This window comes from Variovorax sp. DXTD-1 (assembly GCF_003984625.1).
Classification (GTDB): Bacteria; Pseudomonadota; Gammaproteobacteria; order Burkholderiales; family Burkholderiaceae_C; genus Variovorax.
Genome location: NZ_RWKH01000023.1, coordinates 56,809 through 77,661, shown reverse-complemented (window position 1 = coordinate 77,661; position 20,853 = coordinate 56,809). Strand labels below are relative to the sequence as shown.

Genomic DNA, 20,853 nt, shown 5'->3' with positions numbered 1-20,853 from the left:
AGGTTTGTCCCGTTTTTTACATGGTGGCCTCCTGTTTTCTTCTGCGCCCTATTCGCCGCAATGGATCCGACCACGGCTCCGAATGTGCGTCCGTCATATCGAGAACATCTTTGATCAATCGAACATGCTTCGGGCTCAGGGATGGAAGCTTGCGGCGTAGCTTATTGAGCAGCCAGTACACGTCCTGAGGTGTGTCAATATCGATCACGAGTTTCCGTTGAGAAGCCTCGACGGCCGCCCTCAGTTCGTCGGCTTCTGGGGTCGCAAGCGGCAACGCTTCGATCAGCTTCTCGACGAACTCGGGAGTGGGCGGCCCCTTCAATCCAACCTCTAAGGCCGACACATAGCTTTGCTCGTAGCCAAGCAATGCGGCAAGGTCCGCCTGGCGCACGTTGTGCCGCAGGCGCAGTTCATGGAGCAAATGCGAGAAGGGACTCATCGACATCAACCTGTGTGTATCGTGAGGATTCATGCGAGGCGAAGGCCTGGGCGGCTTGAGCGGAACGCCTCCGTATAACCATCATGAAACCCGAGTATCGCGGGCAGCGTATTCGCACATTGGACGGCGGTCAATGTCCCGTTTATCGTGGTCCTGCAATATGAATTTCTGCCGCGATTAACTTCGGAAGACAGCCTCGCATGGTGTGCGTGCGGACCGCACTATGTGCGTGTTATTTGGCTCAGTGCGTCTTCTCTACGCGCATTTCGTGCTCGCATTAATCGCTTTTTGCGACTCGCTACCCGGGAGCGCGCACTCCGTTCTTCTGCACAACCTTGATTGCTGCATGGGCATTTGGCGCGACACGCCGGCGCCGATTTGATCGACCCTCCATCAGATATACGCCTCGAGGAAAGTCGTGGAGATCCTTCGAATCCACAGACGCATATCGAGTCGATGCATCGAAAGGACGACTTTCAACGACAAGAGCAGAGACTGCAGCTGTTCAGTCGGACCAAGTTGCACGCGGGATCGGCCCCCCTTCTCCCCTCTTCCTGTTTGCCAGTCCTGCGTGGCATGCTCCACCGCATGAGTCATGCCAAATTGGACGCCAATGCCAATCGATCTTTTTGCAAACCTTGGTAGGCCGGACAAGGCGCTACACCCCCAGTTTCTGACTCTTCGTGACAGCGACGGCTTCGAACCTGCGCGCGATGAGCTGAAAAAGACGCAGGCGTCCTTTGAAGACGTCGATGGCAATTTTGTCGAGCAGTTTCAAACAACCGGCTTTGACGCCCGAACATTCGAGTTGTATCTCTTCGAGTTCTTTCGCGAAGTTGGCCTGACCGTGGATCGAACTCACAACAGTCCTGACTTCCTGATATCTCGCGATGGCATCACCTCAGCCGTGGAAGCCGTCACAGCGAACCCGTCCAAGGGCGAACCGTACGAATTTTTTGAGGCTTCGGAGAAGGACGTTTTGCACCATGTGCGCCACGAAGCAGCGGTCAAGCTTGGGAGCCCGCTGTTCAGCAAGCTTCAGAAAAGGTATTGGGATCTTCCGCACGTCAACGGGAGACCATTGATCTTGGCGATCGAGGATTTTCACGGGCCCGGCTCGCTGATGCAGACCGCTGTCCCGTTGATCCAGTACCTCTTCGGCTCTGAAGAGCGCTGGTATCACGATGCGCAAGGCGAACTTGTTATCAGCGAGCATGCGATTGAATCACATCTGAAGAAAAATTTGACTCCCATACCATCTGGCTTCTTCAGTCAGCCAAATGGCGAGATGGTCTCCGCGGTCCTCTTTTCCAATTCCGGTACTATTTCGAAGTTCAATCGAATGGGACAGCAGGCGCTCGGAGCGTCGCGCAAGCTCGCAATGCTCAGGATTGGGATGGCGCAAAATCTGGATCCCAATTCCGCCATGCCGGACCCATTCATATATGAGGTGGGCGAGGCAAGCGCTCCAATAGAGACTTGGCGGCAAGCGTCGACGCTGATCCTCAATCCGACAGCAACACATCCGCTTCAAAAGGGCTGGCTTGGCGCTGCGGTTGAGGTGCGCAGGGAAGGCGACAAGATAGTTTCCACGGCCGCAGAGCCCTTCATTCCGCACTCTTCCGGGACACGCATCTACCCTGCCAAAACGACGCGCACTGAACTTGCGCACGAGGTGGCCCTGCATGAAATGCTGATCTCGGCCACCATGAAATCACTGAAGCCGCTATTGAAAGTCATAGGCTCGCGCCCGCTATAGATTCGGTGGCGATGCATTCGCGGCCGTTTCCTATGACGAAAGCGGGAGCTCAACGTATCAACCGGACCAGTCATGCCGGTGTGTGAGGCGCTTGAGTGAAGGCTGGGCCTTACAACTTTTCCCAGGTCTTGCGCGACCTGAAGTAGCTGTCGTCGTTATTGAAGATCGCTAGGACTTCAGAGAAGTGGGGTATGTCGTCACTGACCTGCATGGCAGGGTACTGAAGTTCACCGAGTACCTCCACCCAGTACCTGATTATCTGCAGGACATATAACTGACGGTACGGCCCTACCGCCTCCATTGCACCAGTCCGGAAACTCGCGTCTTCTAGATTGTCGATGGCGTCTCCGGTCTCTGATAGATGGACCACCATGGACATTGGGCCGATGAGTTGGTCGATCATTTGGGCATTACGGCGAATCCGGGCCTGCTTCGCGGGGGAGACTCGCAGTCGAAAGAGCGGTAGGTCGACTTCTTGATGCCAAGCCGCAACCGGATCCGTTGCGGACGGTGCGCCCGCGAGGAGGTTGATGTTTGCGTACCGATCCCCTTCTGCGAAGTTGTGTAGGCATCCAAGGATGGCGCCGTGGATCGGATCTTCGAGAGTCTGTCTGAACTGAAGCGTGAGGCCCCGACGTTGGACGAGCGCTTGTGTCCGTTCGTGAATCAGTGAGAGGCGGTGTCCGATCTCGCGCTTGAGTTGCGCGAGATCTGGGAAGCTGCCGTGCAAAAGGAGGTGATCCATCATCAGGCACAGCTTTCCCAAGCGCTCAAGTCCGGTCGACAGACTTACGAGAGCGAGGAAATACGTACCCTTTGATGCGTAGTTGGCACGACGAATCTGAGTTGCACCGGCTCCAAGAATGTCGCGGGTGAACTGCACTTCCTTCAGCAGTGCCTGAAATGTCGGTGAGAACGAAGGATTGGACATCGCGTATTGGCGAAGCCTACTCCGAGCCGACGCTACTTCTCAGGGAGGCGTGATCGCGCACCTGGATTGAGGTGCGGGAATTTTTCACTTTCCGCGTCGGAGCTTTTTCACTTACTTGGCGCGTTTTTCACTTTTCGTGTCGCCCGACACTTCTTACACGTCGATGTTCGCAGCCCGCAGCGCGTTCTGCTCGATGAACTCGCGCCGCGGCTCCACCTCGTCGCCCATCAGCATCGTGAATACGCGGTCGGCTTCGATCGCGTCGTCGATCTGCACGCGCAGCAGGCGGCGCACGGTCGGGTCCATGGTGGTTTCCCACAGCTGTGCGGGGTTCATTTCGCCCAGGCCCTTGTAGCGCTGGCGCGAGGTGGCGTTTTCGGCCTGGCCGATGAGCCACTTCATTGCGATGCGGAAGTCGGCCACCTTTTCTTCCTTGGCGCGCTCGCCCTCGCCGCGGCGGACGATGGCGCCCTCGCTGCTCAGCAGGTTGCGGAAGGTGTTGGCGGCTTCGGCGAGCGCGGCGTAGTCGGCACCGTGCACAAAGTCTTGCGTGAGCACGCTGCTCTTGATGTTGCCGTGGTGGCGGCGGCTGATGCGCAGCAGCGGCTTGTCGGTGCGGGCGTCGAACTCGCTGCTCACTTCGGCGGGCACGCCGGTGGTGTTGAGTTCGCGCAGTTTGGCCTGCAGTGCCACAGCCGAAGCTTCGGCCGCGGGCGTGGTGTCGAGGTCGAGCGCCACGCCGTCGGCAATGGCGCGCAGCGCTTCGGCGTCCATGAAGTTGCGCAGGCGCGCGATCACGGCCTCGGCCAGCTGGTGCTTGCGCGCCAGTTCGGCCAGCGTGTCGCCGCTCAGGGTGGTCGAGTTGGGGCCGCCGGTCTCGATGCTCGCATCCTTCAGCGCCACCTTGAGCAGGAAGGCGTCCAGCGCGGGGCCGTCCTTCAGGTATTGCTCTTCCTTGCCGACCTTCACCTTGTAGAGCGGCGGCTGCGCAATGTAGATGTGGCCGCGCTCGACCAGCTCCGGCATCTGCCGGTAGAAGAACGTGAGCAGCAGCGTGCGGATGTGGGCACCGTCGACGTCGGCGTCGGTCATGATGATGATGCGGTGGTAGCGCAGCTTGGCAACGTTGAAGTCGTCCGCCCCGCCGCCTGCGCTGGTGGCGCCGGCACGGCCGATGCCAGTGCCGAGCGCCGTGATCATCGTGAGAATTTCGTTGCTGGTGAGCAGCTTCTCGTAGCGCGCTTTTTCCACGTTCAGGATCTTGCCGCGCAGCGGCAGGATGGCCTGGAACTTTCGGTCGCGGCCCTGCTTGGCGGAGCCGCCGGCGGAGTCGCCCTCCACCAGGTAGACCTCGCACAGCGCGGGGTCCTTCTCCTGGCAGTCGGCCAGCTTGCCGGGCAGGCCCATGCCGTCGAGCACGCCCTTGCGGCGCGTCATTTCGCGGGCCTTGCGCGCGGCTTCGCGGGCGCGGGCGGCCTCGACGATCTTGCCGCAGATGATCTTGGCGTCGTTCGGGCGCTCTTGCAGGTAGTCGGTGAGCAGGCGGCCGACGATGTCTTCCACCGGTGCGCGCACTTCGCTGGACACCAGCTTGTCCTTGGTCTGGCTCGAGAACTTGGGCTCGGGCACCTTCACGCTCAGCACGCAGCACAGGCCTTCGCGCATGTCGTCGCCGGTGACTTCGACCTTCGCCTTCTTGGCGAATTCGTTTTCTTCGATGTACTTGTTGATGACGCGGGTCATCGCGGCGCGCAGGCCCGTGAGGTGGGTGCCGCCGTCACGCTGCGGAATGTTGTTGGTGAAGCACAGCACCTGCTCGTTGTAGCCGCTGTTCCACTGCATGGCCACTTCAACGCCGATGTGCGTGCCGGGAATGCCGCCGTAGGTGTCGGCCGGCTTTTCGCCCGCTGCATAAAACGAGTTCGGATGCAGGACGGTCTTGCCCTTGTTGATGAATTCGACAAAGCCGCGCACGCCGCCGGCGCCCGAAAAGTCGTCTTCCTTGCCGGTGCGCTCGTCCTTCAGGCGGATGCGCACGCCGTTGTTCAAGAAGCTCAGCTCGCGCAGGCGCTTGGAGAGGATTTCGTAGTGGAAATCGTTGTTCTCCTTGAAGATTTCGGTGTCGGGCAAGAAGTGCACCTCGGTGCCGCGCTTGTCCGTGTCGCCGATGATCTTCATGGGCGAGACCTCGACGCCGTTCACGGTTTCGAGCAAGCGGTTCTGCACAAAGCCGCGGCTGAATTCGAGTTCGTGGATCTTGCCCTCGCGGCGCACCACCAGGCGCAGCATCACGCTCAGCGCGTTCACGCAGCTCACGCCCACGCCGTGCAGGCCGCCCGACACCTTGTAGCTGTTCTGGTTGAACTTGCCGCCGGCGTGCAGTTCGGTGAGCGCAATTTCAGCGGCCGAGCGCTTGGGCTCGTGCTTGTCGTCCATCTTCACGCCGGTTGGAATGCCGCGGCCGTTGTCGGTCACGGAGATCGAGTTGTCGCTATGGATGGTCACGACGATGTCGTCGCAGTGGCCGGCCAATGCTTCGTCGATGGAGTTGTCGACCACTTCGAACACCAGGTGGTGCAGGCCCGTGCCGTCGGAGGTGTCGCCGATGTACATGCCGGGGCGCTTGCGCACCGCCTCGAGCCCTTCGAGGATCGTGATCGAGCCTTCGCCGTAGCTGGTGTCGGCGGGCGTGATCTCGATCGGCACCGCACTCTCGATCTCGGGCGTGTAGACCGGTTCGGTGTGGGGTACTTCGGGCTTGTTTTCTTCTGCACTCATTCGGATATTCCTCTATCTCTCACGGCATTCACGGGATTTTTCGGGCCTTGGCGGCCTGCTTTTCCTGCCTCTTGAAAGCGCAAACCCGCGGAGGGCCGCGGGCTGTCTGCGCAAGGCGCTGTGTTTTCTGTCTTCTAGATTCGCATCGGCATCACGACATATTTGAAGGATGCGTTCTCGGGGATGGTCAAAAGCGCGGAGCTGTTGGAGTCGGCCAGGTCCAGCTTGACCATGTCCTGGCCCATGTTGGTCAGCGCGTCGATCAGGTAGGTCACGTTGAAGCCGATTTCGATGGCGTCGCCGCCGTAGTCGATGTCGAGCTCGTCCTGCGCTTCTTCCTGCTCGGCATTGTTCGATGCAATGCGCAACGTGCCGGGCTCGATGTTCAGGCGCACGCCCTTGAACTTCTCGCTGGTCAGGATGGCGGTGCGCTGCAGGCTGGCCAACAGGGGGGCGCGGCCGAGCGTGACGCTGTTCTTGTGGTTCTTGGGAATCACGCGGTTGTAGTCGGGGAACTTGCCCTCGACCAGCTTGGTGACGAACTCCATGCCGCCGAAGCTGAACTTGGCCTGGTTGTTCGCAAACTGCATCTCGATGGCGCCTTCGGCGTCCGACAGCAGGCGCTGCATTTCGAGCACGGTCTTGCGCGGAAGAATGACTTCCTGGCGCGGCACTTCGACGTCGAGCGTGGCCGACGAAAACGCCAGGCGGTGGCCGTCGGTGGCGACCAGGCTCAGCTGCTTGCCTTCGGCCACGAACAGGATGCCGTTCAGGTAGTAGCGGATGTCGTGCACGGCCATGGCGAACGAAACCTGCGAGAGCAGATCCTTCAGCGTCTTTTGCGGCACGCTGAACACAGGACCGAAATTGGCGGCCTCTTGCACCAGCGGAAAGTCTTCGGCCGGCAGCGACTGCAGCGTGAAGCGGCTCTTGCCGCCCTTGAGCACCAGCTTGCTCGCGCTTGATTCGAGGCTCACGGTCTGGTCGGCCGGCATGGTGCGCAGGATGTCGATGAGCTTGCGCGCGCCGATGGTGGTGGTGAAGTTGCCTTCGTCGCCGCCGAGCTCGGCCGTGGTGCGGATCTGGATCTCGAGGTCGCTGGTGGTCAGCTGCAGCTGGCCGCCGGTCTTGCGGATCAGCACATTGGCCAGGATCGGCAGGGTATGGCGCCGCTCCACGATGCCCGCCACCGACTGCAGCGCGGCGAGGACTTTGTCTTGGGTTGCCTTCAAAACGATCATGTCTTCTTCCTCTTCTCTTATCTCTTTGAATCCGCTTGTAAGACGCCATTCTCCGCTGTTGCGGGTGGCTGATGACATCCGGGGTCAGCCCTTGAGCGTTTGTTCGAGCACGTGGAGTTGCTGGTTCAGTTCGGTGAGCTGCTGGCGCTCGCCCGAGATCTTGCGAACCGCATGCAGCACCGTTGTGTGATCGCGCCCGCCGAACAGCTCGCCGATTTCCGGCAGGCTCTTCTGGGTGAGTTCCTTGGCCAGGTACATCGCGATCTGCCGCGGCCGCGCAATGCTGGCCGGGCGTTTCTTGCTGTACATGTCGGCGACCTTGATCTTGTAGTAGTCGGCCACCGTCTTCTGGATATTTTCGACCGAGATCTGCCGATTCTGGATCGACAGCAAGTCGCGCAGCGCCTCGCGCGCCAGGGCGATCGAGATTTCTTTCTGGTTGAACCGCGAGTAGGCCAGGATCTTGCGCAGCGCGCCTTCGAGCTCGCGCACGTTGGAGCGCACGTTCTTGGCAACGAAGAAGGCCACCTCTTCCGGCATTTCTGCCGATTCGGCCCGCGCCTTGTTGATCAGGATGGCCACGCGCATCTCGAGCTCGGGCGGCTCGATGGCCACCGTCAGGCCCGAATCGAAGCGCGAAACCAGCCGCTCGTGGATGTCCGCCAGGCCCTTCGGGTAGGTGTCGCTGGTCATCACGATGTGCGATTTCTTGGCGAGCAGGGCCTCGAACGCGTTGAAGAATTCTTCCTGTGTGCGGTCCTTGTTGGCGAAGAACTGCACATCGTCGATCAGCAGCAGATCGAGCGAGTGGTAGCGTTCCTTGAACTCGTCGAAAGTCTTGCGCTGATAGGCCTTGACCACATCCGAGACGAACTGCTCGGCATGGATGTAGAGAACTTTGGAATCGGGCCGGTCGGCGAGCAGCCGGTTACCCACAGCGTGCATCAGGTGGGTCTTGCCGAGGCCGACGCCGCCGTAGATGAACAGCGGGTTGTACAGATGGCCCGGCATGCCGGCCACGTGCATGGCCGCGGCGCGCGCCATGCGGTTGGCGGTGCCCTCCACCAGGGTGTCGAAGGTCAGGCCCGAATTCAGCCGATTCTTGAAGCCGGCCGCGGCCGGCTCCTCGCCCGGGCCGGCCATGTCGCGCGGCACATCGGTTTCTGCCATGACGGCAATGGGTGCAGAGCGCACGGGCGCTTCACGCGGAGCAAGCGCTAACTCAACTGCCACCGGCTGGCCGTACATCTTCTCGGCCATGGCGGCGATCTTGCCGGCGTACTGCGCGCGGATCCAGTCGAGCTTGAAGCGGTTGGCAACGAACACCGTCATGCGCGAAAGGTCGTCGGTGACCTGCGCCGTCAGGGGTTTGATCCAGGTATTGAATTGCTGCTCGGACAGCTCCTGCGCGAGCTGGTCGACACAGGCCTGCCAGAGGCTTTCACCGATGCCGTCAGTCGACATGGGTGCTTGAAAAAGTGGTGAGTCCCTCGTCCATTTTTTGGTATATGTATTGTGGATATTCTCTGCTGCAAGGCGGCCCGCATTCTAACTTGTCAAAACCTTATCCACATCCCCCCGGGCACTATGCAAAGGCCCGCAAAGTTACTCGATGTTTGGTGTTGGGCCGAATGTTTGCGATAATTGCGGGTTTCCCTGAAAACCTCATTGCGTCTTTCGGGGGTCATCCGAAAAACGCTCCCAGCGCCCGCCTGCCCGATACAGCCTTTCCAGGCTTCGTCGGGCTCGGTGGATATCGGGGGAACCAGCAGGAAATCTCATCATGAAACGCACTTACCAAGCTTCCAAAGTCCGCCGCGCCCGTACCCACGGCTTTCTGGTCCGCATGAAGACCCGTGGCGGCCGCGCCGTCATCAACGCGCGCCGCGCCAAGGGCCGCAAGCGCCTGGCCGTCTGACGGCAGTTCCTCTGCCGTTGCCAGCCGCCGACCCGCCAGCGCCAGCTTCCTCAGCCAGTGTTTCTGGCGTGTCCGGCCCGGCTTCCGTGCAGCGGCTCAAGACCCGCGCGCAATTCCAGGCCGTCCTCGCAGGTGCCACCGTGGCGCGCACTGCTCATTTCGCATTGCATCGCTGCGCACTCGACTCGACATCGAGCGCGCAGCCCTTGTTCGCGTCCGACGATGTCTGGCTGGGCGCCATGGTGCCCAAGCGCTGGGCGCGTCGCGCGGTCACGCGCAACGCCATCAAGCGCCAGATCTACATCGTGAGCGCTGCGCCCGACGCCGGCCTGCCACGTGCGGCGCACGTAGTGCGGCTGCGCGCGGCTTTTGACCGCAAGGAATTCGTGAGCGCCAGTTCGGACAAGCTCAAGAGCGCTGTTCGCGCCGAGCTCCAGCAACTGCTGGCGCGCGCCGCGCGCTCCTCCTCCGCATCCTCCCCATGAAGCGCCTGCTGATCGGCCTTGTGAAGGGCTACCGCCTGCTGCTGAGCCCCTGGCTCGGGCAGTCGTGCCGCTTCGAGCCGACCTGTTCGCTCTATTCGATCGAGGCGCTGGAAGTCCATGGTGCCCTCAAGGGCAGCTATCTCACCCTGCACCGCATCGTGCGATGCCAGCCCTGGTGCCAGGGCGGGCACGATCCGGTTCCACCGGCATCACAGTGTCGCACTGACAAGTCAGGCTCGCTGTTTTCGTCTCTCCTTTCCTCCGACAAGAAGTCTTCGTCATGAACGATATACGCCGCACGATCCTGTGGGTGATTTTTGGTTTCTCGCTGGTGCTGCTGTGGGACCAATGGCAGGTCTTCAACGGCAACAAGCCGACCTTCCTGCCGTCGAGCAAGCCGGCTGCCGTGGCCAGCGCGCCGGCAGGCAGTACGCCGGCGGCCGGCAACGGCGTGCCGACCGCGTCCACCGCTGGCGGCACTGCCGCCGCCGTGCCCACGCAGGCCGCGCCGGTCGCACCGCGTGAGCAGGTCAGCGTGACCACCGATCTCTTCAAGGCCGCGATCGACAGCGAAGGCGCCACGGTCAACTACCTCGAACTGCTCAAGTACGAAGAGGCCGACCGCACCAAGCACGTGGTGCTGTTCGAGAACGACTCGCCCGCGACGCGTTACGTGGCGCAAACCGGCTTGCTGAGCCAGACCGGCGAAGCCTTCCCCAACCACCTGACGCCGATGACGCCGAGAGCCGGCCCGCGCGAAATGGCCGAAGGCCAGAACACGCTCGAAGTGAGTTTCGAAAGTGCGCCCTCGGGCGGCCTGAAGTACGTCAAGACCTATGTCTTCAAGCGCGGCGAATACACCGTCGGCGTGCGCCATGAAGTGGTCAACGTGAGCGACCAGCCGCGCGATGCGCAGCTCTACATGCAGCTGCTGCGCCACGGCACGGTGGCGGCGGGCACGATGTTCGGCACCAACACCTTCACCGGCCCCGCGGCCTACACCAACGAAAAGAAGTTTCACAAGCTCGACTTCAAGGACATTGCCAAGGGCAAGGTCGAGCCGCCGCCGCCCGCCAACGACGGCTGGATTGCGATGGTGCAGCATTACTTCGTGTCGGCGTGGCTCCTCAAGGGCGACCCGGCCAGCGAACAGCTCCGGCGCGAGTTCCGCGTGAAGGACCTGGGCGACAACCTCTTCACCGTGGCCATGGTGGCCACGCTGCCGAAGATCGCCCCGGGCCAGACCCTGGTGGTCAACAGCGCGCTGTTCGCCGGCCCCGAAGAAGAAAAGAAGCTCGAAGCCATTGCGCCGGGCCTCGACCTGGTCAAGGACTACGGCATCTTCGCGATCATCTCCAAGCCGCTGTACTGGCTGCTGAACGAGCTGCACGGCATCCTGGGCAACTGGGGCTGGTCCATCGTGGCCCTGGTGGTGCTGCTGAAGGCGGCCTTCTACTGGCTCAACGCCAAGGCCTACGCCAGCATGGCCAAGATGAAGGCCATCAACCCCAAGATCATGGAAATGCGCGAGCGGCTGAAGGACAAGCCGCAGGAAATGCAGCAGGAGATGATGCGCATCTACAAGACCGAGAAGGTCAACCCGATGGGCGGCTGCTTCCCGATCCTGATCCAGATTCCGGTGTTCATTGCGCTCTACTGGGTGCTGCTGTCGTCGGTCGAAATGCGCCACGCGCCGTGGATCGGCTGGATCACCGATCTGTCGGCGCCCGACCCGTGGTACATCCTGCCGGTCGTGATGACGCTGACCTCGCTGTTCCAGACCTGGCTCAACCCGACGCCGCCGGACCCGATGCAGGCCAAGCTGATGTGGATCATGCCGCTCGCGTTCAGCGTGATGTTCATCTTCTTCCCGGCCGGCTTGGTGCTGTACTGGATCACCAACAACGTGCTGTCGATCGCGCAGCAGTGGTTCATCAACAAGCGGCTGGGCGTGCTGGGCAAGTAAGCCGCGGCAGCTTCCGCCACTGTGCAAAAGGGCCGCATTCGCGGCCCTTTTGCTTTTGCTGAAAGAATCGCGCTTCCATGACATTCGCCCGCACCACCGATCCCATCGTCGCCATTGCCACCGCCTCGGGGCGCGGGGCGGTGGGCATCGTGCGCGTTTCGGGCGCGCGGCTCGCGCCGCTGAGCGACGCGCTCTGCGGCCGGGCGCTCAAGCCGCGCGAAGCCACCTACCTGCCCTTCCGCGATGCGGCCGGCGAGCCGGTCGACCACGGCCTGGCCATCCACTTTCCCTCGCCGCATTCGTTCACCGGCGAAGACGTGCTCGAGCTGCAGGCGCATGGCGGAACGGTGGTGCTGCAGCTGTTGCTGGCGCGCTGCCTCGAAGCCGCCGCCGAGCCCGATCCGATGACCGGCCGCGCGCGGCTGCCCGGCCTGCGCGTGGCCGAGCCGGGCGAGTTCAGCCAGCGCGCTTTTCTCAACGGCAAGATCGACCTGGCCCAGGCCGAGGCGATTGCGGACCTGATCGACGCCAGCACCGAGGCGGCTGCGCGCAGCGCCGGCCGTTCGCTCTCGGGCGCCTTCTCGCGCGAGATCCATACGCTGCGCGACGCGTTGATCCACCTGCGCATGCTGGTCGAGGCGACGCTCGACTTTCCGGAAGAGGAAATCGACTTTCTCCAAAAGGCCGATGCGGCCGGGCAGCTGGTGAGGCTGCAGGCGCAACTGGCGGCGGTGCAGCAGCGGGCGAAGCAGGGGGCGCTGCTGCGCGAAGGCATCAAGGTCGTGATTGCGGGCCAGCCCAATGCAGGCAAAAGTTCGCTGCTCAATGCGCTCGCCGGGGCCGAGTTGGCTATCGTGAGCGCCGTGGCGGGCACGACGCGCGACGTGGTTTCGCAGACCATCCAGATCCACGGCGTGCCGCTGCATGTGGCCGACACCGCGGGCCTGCGCGAGAGCAGCGACGAGGTCGAGCAGATCGGCGTTGCGCGCGCGTGGGGCCAGATCGAGACCGCCGACGCCGTGCTCTTCCTTCACGACCTGACGCGCGCGGCCCTTGCCGACTACGCCGCGGCCGACGCGGAGATCCTGCGCGGCCTGCGGCAGAAGCTGCCCGCGAGCGTGCCGGTGCTCGACGTATGGAACAAGCAGGACGCCGCGCCGGCAGCCGGGATACCCGGCTCGGCCCAAGGCATCGTCCTTTCCGCCAAGACCGGCCTCGGCATCGAAGCGCTGCGCGAACAGCTGCTTGCCATGGCGGGTTGGCAGTCGGTGCCAGAGGGTGTCTACCTCGCACGCGCGCGCCACCTGCAGGCGCTGGGCCGCGTCCAAACCCACCTGGAGTTGGCTGCAGGCCACTTGGCGGCACAAGCCCAGCTGCTCGATCTGCTGGCCGAAGAGTTGCGCCTGGCGCAGAACGCACTGAACGAAATCACCGGCGAATTCGGCGCGGACGACCTGCTGGGGGTCATCTTTTCGCGCTTTTGCATCGGCAAATAGCGACAGCCGCAACGAAAAACGTAAAGAGTTGTAGCCGAAACCTGCGGCCTTCGCGGATACTTCGGCACAGATGCGGGGGTTGAGAAAAGCATGTCCATCCAGAACCTGAGCCGCGCCATCGCGGACAACAACAGCAACGACGCCTTCGCGTTGACGCTCAACGTACAGCAGTGGGAAACGCTGGCGGGCTACCTGCAGCCCATCGATACCGGCGTTGGCGACGTTCTCATCGAACAAGGTACCCACGACCGCTCGGTGTATTTCCTCGAAGGCGGCGCCATCAGCGTGCATCGCGTCAGCAGCAAGGAACAGATGAAGCTGGCCGTGCTCATGCCCGGATCGGTGGTGGGCGAAGGCTCGTTCTTCTCGCGCGAGCCGCATTCGGCCAACGTGGTGGTGACCGGCGCCGGCCGCGTGTGGCGCCTCACGGCCATCCGCTTTGCGGAAATGTCCAACCGGCAACCCAACCTCGCCCTCGAAATCGCCATGGGGCTCGGCGCGGTGATCGCCAAGCGCATGGGGCACCGGTCCAAGCGCGTCGCGGTGACCTGAACATCCATCGGGTCGGTTCGGCAATTCAGGCCCAGACGGCTCTTCGCAGCCAGTTTTTGAAATCGTTTTCCCTAGAAGTCAGTCGTCATGGCCTTGATCTGTCCGGTGTGCAGTGCGGAGAACCGCGAGGGCGCGAATTTCTGCAGGAGTTGCGGCGGAAAGCTGGCGCCTGCGGCACCGGCGCCGATGGCGCCGCCCCCGGGCCCTGAAAGCCGGTCGGAGCGCGAATGGGCCGCCACGGCGCCCGCGCAACTGCGCGCACCCACCATCCCCGGTGGGCTTTTCGACGGCAGCTTGCCGATCGCTTCTCAAGCCGCCTACGCGCATGCCGGGTCGCTGGCTGATGAGAAGACCGTCATCGTCGGCGCGGGCCGCTCCAAGCGGCCGCCTTCGCCGCCGCGCGAGCCCAGGGTCAAGAAGGCTTCGAGGCCTCGGACGCCGCGCCCTGTCGGCGCGGAAGTGCGCAAGCCGCCGCGTGTGCGCGGCATCCTGCTGTGGCTGGTGCTGCTGGCCGTCGGGCTGCTCATGATCGTCGCCGGCTGGTACGGCTACGGAAAAGGCACGCCGGCCGAACAGGCCGAAGCGGCGTCGACTGCCGCGCCTGTTGCCGCACCTGCCGTGGCGCCTGCTCCTGCATCGCCAGCTTCCGAGGCGGCACCGCTCGCATTGCCGCCCATTGAGCCCCCGGCTGCTGCAGATGCGGCACTTGCCGCCGCAGCCCCGGCCACGCCGACCATCGCCACGCCGAAGCCGCCATCCGCGGCCAAGTCCCGCAAGCCGGCGCCGGCAGCACCATCGCAGCCGAGTGCGCCCGAGGCCGCACCCGCAGTGGCCGCCGCGCCCGCGCCGCAGCCCGCGGCCGCGGGGCCCACCGATCCGCAATCCATCTGCGGCGACCGCAATTTCATCGCGAAGGCGCAATGCATGGCTGCGCAGTGCCTCAAGCCCGAATTCAAGCCGCACGCGCAATGCGAGGCGGTGCGCCGTCAGCAGCGGATCGAAGAAGAAAAACGCAATCCCACGCTGGTGAACTGAGCGGGCTTAAAGCCGCGGCCGCCCCTGCCGGGCGCGTACTCTCAGCCTTTTTGCAGCCGCTCGATAGCGACCGCCAATGCGGCCGGCTTGCCCGACAGCACCAGGGTGTCGCCGTCCGTCAGCACCGTGTCGTCGGTGGGCACCTGGGGTTGGCCGTCGTGCCGGCGCAGGCCGGCAACGCGCACACCCAGTGTTTCCAGCGCCATCCGCGCCAGCGTCTGGCCGACGGCGCGCGCACCCGGCGTGAGCGTAAAGGTGTTGAGCCGCTCATGGTCGAGTTCGTCGGCGTTGTCGTCGTCGGCCCCGTGAAAGTAGCCGCGCAGCAGGTTGTAGCGTGCGTCGCGCTGGTCCTGCACCACGCGGATCACGCGCCGCATCGGCACGCCGACAAGCGCCAGCGCATGGCTCGCGAGCATCAGCGAACCCTCGATGGCCTCGGGCACCACCTCGGTCGCACCGGCCGCCTGCAGCTTTTCCAGGTCGTGGTCGTCCTGGGTGCGCACGATCACCGGCACCTGCGGCGCGTGGGCGCGGGTGTTGGCCAGCACCTTCATGGCGCCGGGTACGTCGAGATAGGTGACGACCACGGCGCTGGCGCGGGCCAGGCCGGCCGCCATCAGCGCCTGCAGTCGCGCCGCGTCGCCGAACACCACCGAATCGCCGGCCGCGGCTGCCTGCCGCACGCGGTCGGGGTCCAGGTCCAGCGCCATGTAGGGAATGCCTTCGCGCTCCAGGATGCGCGCGAGGTTCTGGCCGCAGCGCCCGTAGCCGCAGATGATCACGTGCTTGGCGGTGTTGATGGTCTTGCGCGCGATGGACGTCATCTGCAGCGACTGCTGGAGCCAGTCGCTCGCTACCAGCTTGCGCACGATCGCGTTGGTGTACATCACGATGAACGGCGTGGCCAGCATCGACAGCACCATCGACGCCAGCACCGGGTTGGCCAGCCACGGCGGCAGCAGGCTGCGCTCCTGTGCGAGCGTCAGCAGCACAAAGCCGAACTCGCCCGCCTGCGCCAGGTAGAGGCCGGTGCGCAGCGACACGCCCGAGGTGGCGCCCAGCACCCGTGCCAGCACCGTCACCAGAACCAGCTTGAACGCCAGCGGTATCAGCAGCAGCACGCCCACCAGCGCCCAGCGGTCCACCACGATGTGCCAGTCGAGCGACATGCCCACCGTGATGAAGAAGAGCCCCAGCAGCACGTCGTGGAACGGGCGGATGTCGGTTTCGACCTGGTGTTTGTATTCGGTTTCGGAAACCAGCATGCCGGCGATGAAGGCGCCCAGCGCCAGGCTCAGGCCGGCCAGTTCGGTGAGCCAGGCCAGGCCGAGCGTGATCAGCAGCACGTTCAGGATGAAGAGTTCCTCGCTGCGCCGCCGCGCCACCAGCGTGAGCCACCAGCGCATGATGCGCGGCCCGCCATAAAGCAGCACGCCGATCAGCAGGATGGCCTTCACCGTCGCGAAGCCGAGCGCCTTGGCCAGCGCTTCGGGCGGCGCGCCCAGCGCGGGAATGAGCACCAGCAGCGGCACCACGGCCAAGTCCTGGAACAGCAGCACGCCCATCACCCGCTTGCCGTGCTCGCTTTCGAGCTCGAGCCGCTCGGCCATCAGCTTGACCACGATGGCGGTGCTGCTCATGGTGAGCGCGCCCGAGAGGGCCAGCGCCGTCTGCCAGCCGAGCCGCCAGGCCGGTGGCAGCTGCGAGGCAATCAAGAGCGCGCCGGCGGTGGCGAGGGTCATCGTCAGCAGCACCTGCAGCAGGCCGAGGCCGAACACGTGCTTGCGCATGGCGCGCAGCTTGGGCAGGCTGAACTCCAGCCCGATGACGAACATCAGGAACACCACGCCGAACTCGCCCAAGTGGCGGATGGCCTCGGAGTTCTGCGCCAATGCCAACGCATGGGGGCCGATCAGCACGCCGGCCGACAGATAGCCCAGCATCGGCGGCAGCTTCAGCGAGCGGCAGATCACCACGCCGATGACCGCGGCAAGCAAATACAACAGCGTGAGATCGAACGAAGACATGGCTGGATGCTAGAGCAATGTCCATGCCCCGCGCGCGCCGCTTTCACCCGATGACGGCGGATGCCGGCCGCCCCGTAAAATCCGCCGATGAGTTCAGCTCCCCTGCCCCCCGTGGTCGACGCCGACGCCATCCTTGCGCGGGCCCGTGCCACCTTCGACATCGAGTCCGATGCCGTACTCGGCCTCAAGTCGCGCGTGGGCCCGAGCTTCGTCGAAGCCGTGCGCAAGGTCCTCGAAGTGCGCGGCCGCGTGGTCGTGATGGGCATGGGCAAGAGCGGACACGTCGGCCGCAAGATCGCCGCCACCCTGGCCTCCACCGGCACGCCGGCCATGTTCGTCCACCCGGCCGAGGCCAGCCACGGCGACCTCGGCATGATCAAGTCGGTCGACCTGGTGCTGGCCATCTCCAACAGCGGCGAGGTCGACGAGCTTACCGTGATTCTCCCCGTGGTCAAGCGCCAGGGCGTGCCCCTCATCGCCATGACCGGTCGCACCGATTCCACCTTGGCGCGCCACGCCGACATCGTGATCGATGCCGGCGTTGCCAAGGAAGCCTGCCCGCTCAACCTGGCCCCCACCGCAAGCACCACCGCCCAGATGGCAATGGGCGATGCGCTGGCGGTGGCGCTGCTCGACGCGCGCGGTTTCGGCTCCGAAGACTTCGCGCGCTCGCACCCCGGCGGTGCGCTGGGCCGCAAGCTGCTCACCCATGTGAGCGACGTGATGCGCTCGGGCGACGACGTGCCGCGCGTGGCCCCCACCGCAACGCTCAGCGAATTGATGCGCGAGATGAGCTCCAAGGGCCTGGGCGCCACGGCGGTGGTCGACGCCGACGGCCGGGCCATCGGCATCTTCACCGACGGCGACTTGCGCCGGCAGGTGGAGACCGGCGGCGACCTGCGCGGCCTGACCGCCGCCGACGTGATGCACCCCGGCCCGCGCACGCTGCGCGCCGATGCGCTGGCGGTCGAGGCGGCCGAGCTGATGGAAGAACACCGCATCACCAGCGTGCTCATCGTCGACCCCGTGGGGCTTTTGATCGGCGCGCTGAGCATCAACGACCTGATGCGCGCGAAGGTCATCTGATGCCGCTCGACTTCCAGGCTGAAACCTTGCTGGCCGCGCAGGATGTGCGGGTGGCCTTCTTCGACATCGACGGCGTGCTGACCGACGGCGGTGTGTACTTCACCGAGCACGGCGAAACCCTCAAGCGCTTCAGCATCCTCGACGGCTACGGGCTCAAGCTGCTTCGCCTGGCGGGCATCACGCCGGCGGTGATTACCGGACGCGATTCCAAGCCGCTGCGCGTGCGGCTCGAGGCACTCGGCATCCAGCATGTGCGCTACGGCACCGAAGACAAGCTGCCCGCGGCCGAGGCCATGCTCGAACAGCTGGGCTTCGGCTGGCACCAGGCCGCCGCCATCGGCGACGACTGGCCCGACCTGCCGGTGCTGGCGCGCGTCGGCTTTGCAGCGGCGCCAGCCAACGCGCACGTGGAAGTGCGCGACGCCGTCAACTACGTCACCCGGGCGCGCGGCGGTGAAGGCGCGGCGCGCGAGTTCTGCGACGTGCTGCTGACCGCCTGCGGCCAGTACCGGCGCCTGCTCGACGCTGCGCGAGGTCCCACGCAATGAGCCGCGCCTGGAACCTGCTGCGCAACGCGGTCGACCGCGCCACCATCTACCTGCCCATCATCCTGACGGCGGCCGTGGCGCTCGGCACCTACTGGCTGGTGCGCAATGCGCCCAAGCTGCTCGAGCCCACGGTCAAGGCCGCGCCCACCCACGAGCCCGACTATTTCATGCGCGGCTTCGTCATCAAGAACTACCTGCCCAACGGCGACTTGCGCAGCGAACTCCACGGCAAGGAAGGCCGTCACTACCCCGACACCGACACCACCGAGGTTGACGAGGTGCGCGTGCGCTCCGTCTCTCCGCAGGGCTACACGACCCATGCCACGGCCAACCGCGGGCTGTCGAATTCCGACGGCAGCGAGATCCAGCTCTTCGGCAATGCCATCGTGATTCGCGATCCGGTCGTCGGCCCCAACGGCAAGGCCACGCCGCGCCTCGAGTTCCGCGGCGACTTTCTGCATGCCTTTCTCGACACCGAACGCGTGACCTCGAACAAGCCCGTCACCCTCATTCGCGGCACTGACCAGTTCACCGCCGACAACCTCGACTACGACAACCTGAGCGGGGTCGCCAACCTGACCGGGCGAGTGCGCGGCGTCCTGATTCCGTCGGCAGCCGCCTCGGGCGGCAAGCCGCGCTGAAGAAAAAAATCACCGGAAGCCGCCCGCACCCATGACTACGTCCCCGCTGGTCTTCATCACCGGTGCGTCGAGCGGCATCGGCCAGGCCCTGGCCGCCAGCTTCCACGAAGCCGGCTACCGGCTGGCCCTTGTGGCGCGGCGCACCGCGGAAATCGAAACCTGGGCAAACGCCCGCAACCTTGATCCGGCCACCTACCGGATCTATAGCGCGGACGTGGCGCAGATCGACAGCATCCTGGCCGCGGGCGCCGCATGCATCGAGCGCCAGGGCTTGCCCGATGTAGTCATTGCCAACGCCGGCATCAGCGTGGGCATCGACACGGCGGAACGTGAAGACATTGACGTGATGGCGCGAACCTTCGCCACCAACAACGTGGGCCTGATGGGCACCTTTCACCCTTTCGTGGCGGCAATGAGGCAGCGCGGCAGCGGCCGGCTGGTCGGCATCGCGAGCGTCGCGGCCATACGCGGCTTGCCGGGGCACGGGGCTTATTGCGCCAGCAAGGCGGGTGTCGTCGCGTACTGCGAGAGCTTGCGCGGCGAGCTGCATGGCAGCGGCGTCAAGGTCGTCACCCTCTGCCCCGGCTACATCGACACGCCGTTGACCCAGGGCAACCGGTACGGCATGCCCTTTCTCATGAAGGCCGAAGATTTTGCGGACCAGGCGCTGCGCGCCATCGAGGCCGGCACCAGTTACCGCGTGATTCCCTGGCAGATGGGCGTTGTCGCCAAGCTCATGCGCATGCTGCCGAACGCCGTGCTCGACCGCGCCGTGCAGGGCCGGGCCCGCAAGAAGCGCAGCGGCGAAAGCTGAACGGCAGGGCTCTCGGCAAGGCTGCGCGAGCGGATTCTTCGCGAGCGCCAAAGAAAAAGGCTCCCTCGGGAGCCTTTTGCCTGTGTGCCTGGAATGCAGGGCTCAGTAGCCGCTGTTCCCGCCGCCGTAGCCACCGCCACCACCGCCGGAGCGGCCACCGCCGCCGCCACGGGGACCGGCGCCGTAGGGGCTGCGGAAACCGCCATCGCCACCACCGCCGCCGCCGCCACTACGGCCACCACCACCGCCGCCGTAGCCGCCGCCACCGCCCGAACGGCCGCCACCGCCGCTGCGATCGCCGCCGCCACCACCATAGCCGCCACCACCGCCGCCGTAGCCACCGCCACCACCGCCGCCATAACCACCACCGCCGCCGCCGTAGCCACCACCGCCGCCGCCGTAGCCTCCACCACCACCGCTGCGCGGGGGACGTGCTTCCATTGGGCGTGCTTCATTGACGACGACGCTGCGGCCGCCCAGGGGCTGGCCGTTCATGCCGTTGATTGCTGCTTGTGCTTCCGCGTCGCTGCCCATCTCGACGAAGCCGAAGCCCTTCGAGCGGCCCGTGTCGCGTTCCATCATGACCTTGGCGCTGGTTACCGAGCCGAATTGTCCGAAAGCCTGTTCGAGATCACCGTCGCGCACCGAGTAAGGCAGGTTGCCGACATACAGTTTGTTGCCCATCAAGGGACTCCTATAAACACATCAAGAAAAGCGATGGAGTCCCGAAAGCATCACTCAACCAAGAGCTGTCGAGTCGCGCGAAACTGACCGATCACCGAACTGCCGCCCCGGCAAAATGAAGAGGGAGGCTCGTGCATTATGGGTGAAATACACGAAATGCAAGCAGGAATTTGCTGCTTGCTGTAGGGCTTCCGAAAATTAAAAGAAGCTAGCGCCCGCTTACAAGAACGGCGCCGAAGGGGCCGCAAAGCCGCAGGTAGAATCCGCTCCGTCATTGGGGAGTAGCCGCCTTCCACCGCGAGAAGGGCCCGCGTCAACAGACTTGTCCTGCCCCACACGGGACATGGCGCGCGCAGTGATTCACCTGGCGAGACCTTTGACCGTGCAACTTCGGGAATTTGGCCGAAGGTGTTGCACGGTCAATTGCGTCCTTCGGCCCAAGGAACCCCTGCC

The 20,853-nt window shown here is 64.3% G+C and carries 19 protein-coding genes and 1 riboswitch; of the genes, 12 read left to right on the top strand and 7 right to left on the bottom strand.

Annotation, left to right across the window (positions count from 1 at the left end; genetic code table 11):
- Positions 1–16 precede the first annotated feature (16 nt).
- Positions 17–439 (bottom strand): helix-turn-helix domain-containing protein, encoded by a 423-nt coding sequence (locus tag EJI00_RS20505; protein WP_126749351.1) that lies wholly within the window; start codon positions 437–439, stop codon positions 17–19.
- Positions 440–1,052: 613 nt separating this feature from the next.
- On the opposite strand from EJI00_RS20505, the gene EJI00_RS20500 reads away from it, so the two are divergent.
- The gene (locus EJI00_RS20500) at positions 1,053–2,198 is read left to right on the top strand and encodes a glycosaminoglycan attachment protein (protein WP_126749327.1); all 1,146 of its coding nucleotides are present in this window, start codon (positions 1,053–1,055) and stop codon (positions 2,196–2,198) included.
- Positions 2,199–2,307: 109 nt separating this feature from the next.
- Here EJI00_RS20500 and EJI00_RS20495 read toward each other — a convergent pair whose 3' ends face one another.
- The 4 genes from EJI00_RS20495 to dnaA form a co-directional block, all read right to left on the bottom strand.
- Complete coding sequence (locus tag EJI00_RS20495; RefSeq protein ID WP_126749326.1) at positions 2,308–3,129, bottom strand: hypothetical protein; 822 nt, start codon at positions 3,127–3,129, stop codon at positions 2,308–2,310.
- Positions 3,130–3,282: 153 nt separating this feature from the next.
- Positions 3,283–5,907 carry a DNA topoisomerase (ATP-hydrolyzing) subunit B gene (gene gyrB, locus EJI00_RS20490; protein ID WP_126749325.1) on the bottom strand — a complete coding sequence of 875 codons (2,625 nt, stop codon included), beginning with the start codon at positions 5,905–5,907 and terminating at the stop codon, positions 3,283–3,285.
- 134 nt (positions 5,908–6,041) lie between these two features.
- On the bottom strand, positions 6,042–7,148 hold the full coding sequence (gene dnaN, locus EJI00_RS20485; protein ID WP_126749324.1) for a DNA polymerase III subunit beta: 1,107 nt from the start codon (positions 7,146–7,148) through the stop codon (positions 6,042–6,044).
- An 84-nt stretch (positions 7,149–7,232) separates the two neighbouring features.
- The gene (gene dnaA, locus EJI00_RS20480; protein ID WP_126749323.1) at positions 7,233–8,612 is read right to left on the bottom strand and encodes a chromosomal replication initiator protein DnaA; all 1,380 of its coding nucleotides are present in this window, start codon (positions 8,610–8,612) and stop codon (positions 7,233–7,235) included.
- 319 nt (positions 8,613–8,931) lie between these two features.
- On the opposite strand from dnaA, the gene rpmH reads away from it, so the two are divergent.
- The 7 genes from rpmH to EJI00_RS20445 all read left to right on the top strand — a co-directional run bounded on the left by rpmH (position 8,932) and on the right by EJI00_RS20445 (position 14,600).
- Positions 8,932–9,066, top strand: coding sequence for a 50S ribosomal protein L34 (rpmH, locus tag EJI00_RS20475; RefSeq protein WP_007834827.1), 135 nt, complete (start codon positions 8,932–8,934; stop codon positions 9,064–9,066).
- 86 nt (positions 9,067–9,152) lie between these two features.
- Positions 9,153–9,551, top strand: a complete 399-nt coding sequence (locus tag EJI00_RS20470; protein WP_126749350.1) for a ribonuclease P protein component — start codon at positions 9,153–9,155, stop codon at positions 9,549–9,551.
- On the top strand, positions 9,548–9,835 hold the full coding sequence (gene yidD, locus EJI00_RS20465) for a membrane protein insertion efficiency factor YidD (protein ID WP_126749322.1): 288 nt from the start codon (positions 9,548–9,550) through the stop codon (positions 9,833–9,835). Before EJI00_RS20470 ends, yidD begins: the two co-directional genes overlap by 4 nt.
- Entirely contained in the window at positions 9,832–11,517 is a 1,686-nt protein-coding gene (gene yidC / locus EJI00_RS20460) for a membrane protein insertase YidC (protein ID WP_126749321.1), read from the top strand. The genes yidD and yidC overlap by 4 nt, the downstream gene beginning before the upstream one ends.
- Before the next feature lie 77 nt (positions 11,518–11,594).
- On the top strand, positions 11,595–13,013 hold the full coding sequence (mnmE, locus tag EJI00_RS20455) for a tRNA uridine-5-carboxymethylaminomethyl(34) synthesis GTPase MnmE (RefSeq protein ID WP_126749320.1): 1,419 nt from the start codon (positions 11,595–11,597) through the stop codon (positions 13,011–13,013).
- Positions 13,014–13,103: 90 nt separating this feature from the next.
- Positions 13,104–13,565, top strand: a complete 462-nt coding sequence (locus tag EJI00_RS20450) for a Crp/Fnr family transcriptional regulator (protein WP_126749319.1) — start codon at positions 13,104–13,106, stop codon at positions 13,563–13,565.
- A gap of 87 nt (positions 13,566–13,652) precedes the next feature.
- Positions 13,653–14,600: a zinc ribbon domain-containing protein gene (locus EJI00_RS20445; protein ID WP_126749318.1), complete on the top strand. Its 948-nt coding sequence runs from the start codon at positions 13,653–13,655 to the stop codon at positions 14,598–14,600.
- A 41-nt stretch (positions 14,601–14,641) separates the two neighbouring features.
- Here the strand turns inward: EJI00_RS20445 and EJI00_RS20440 are convergent, their stop codons facing one another.
- On the bottom strand, positions 14,642–16,627 hold the full coding sequence (locus EJI00_RS20440; protein WP_126749317.1) for a monovalent cation:proton antiporter family protein: 1,986 nt from the start codon (positions 16,625–16,627) through the stop codon (positions 14,642–14,644).
- Between the two features lie 87 nt (positions 16,628–16,714).
- Between EJI00_RS20440 and EJI00_RS20435 the strand changes: the two genes are divergently transcribed.
- The 4 genes from EJI00_RS20435 to EJI00_RS20420 are packed head-to-tail and all read left to right on the top strand — an operon-like array spanning position 16,715 to position 19,716.
- Entirely contained in the window at positions 16,715–17,713 is a 999-nt protein-coding gene (locus tag EJI00_RS20435; protein WP_126749316.1) for an SIS domain-containing protein, read from the top strand.
- Complete coding sequence (locus tag EJI00_RS20430) at positions 17,713–18,261, top strand: KdsC family phosphatase (protein WP_126749315.1); 549 nt, start codon at positions 17,713–17,715, stop codon at positions 18,259–18,261. The genes EJI00_RS20435 and EJI00_RS20430 overlap by 1 nt, the downstream gene beginning before the upstream one ends.
- Entirely contained in the window at positions 18,258–18,902 is a 645-nt protein-coding gene (gene lptC, locus EJI00_RS20425) for an LPS export ABC transporter periplasmic protein LptC (protein ID WP_126749314.1), read from the top strand. The genes EJI00_RS20430 and lptC overlap by 4 nt, the downstream gene beginning before the upstream one ends.
- 31 nt (positions 18,903–18,933) lie before the next feature.
- Positions 18,934–19,716, top strand: coding sequence for an SDR family oxidoreductase (locus EJI00_RS20420; protein WP_126749313.1), 783 nt, complete (start codon positions 18,934–18,936; stop codon positions 19,714–19,716).
- Between the two features lie 102 nt (positions 19,717–19,818).
- Here EJI00_RS20420 and EJI00_RS20415 read toward each other — a convergent pair whose 3' ends face one another.
- Positions 19,819–20,400, bottom strand: a complete 582-nt coding sequence (locus EJI00_RS20415; RefSeq protein WP_126749312.1) for an RNA recognition motif domain-containing protein — start codon at positions 20,398–20,400, stop codon at positions 19,819–19,821.
- Positions 20,401–20,664: 264 nt separating this feature from the next.
- Positions 20,665–20,824, top strand: a riboswitch (yybP-ykoY riboswitch).
- Positions 20,825–20,853 lie beyond the last annotated feature (29 nt).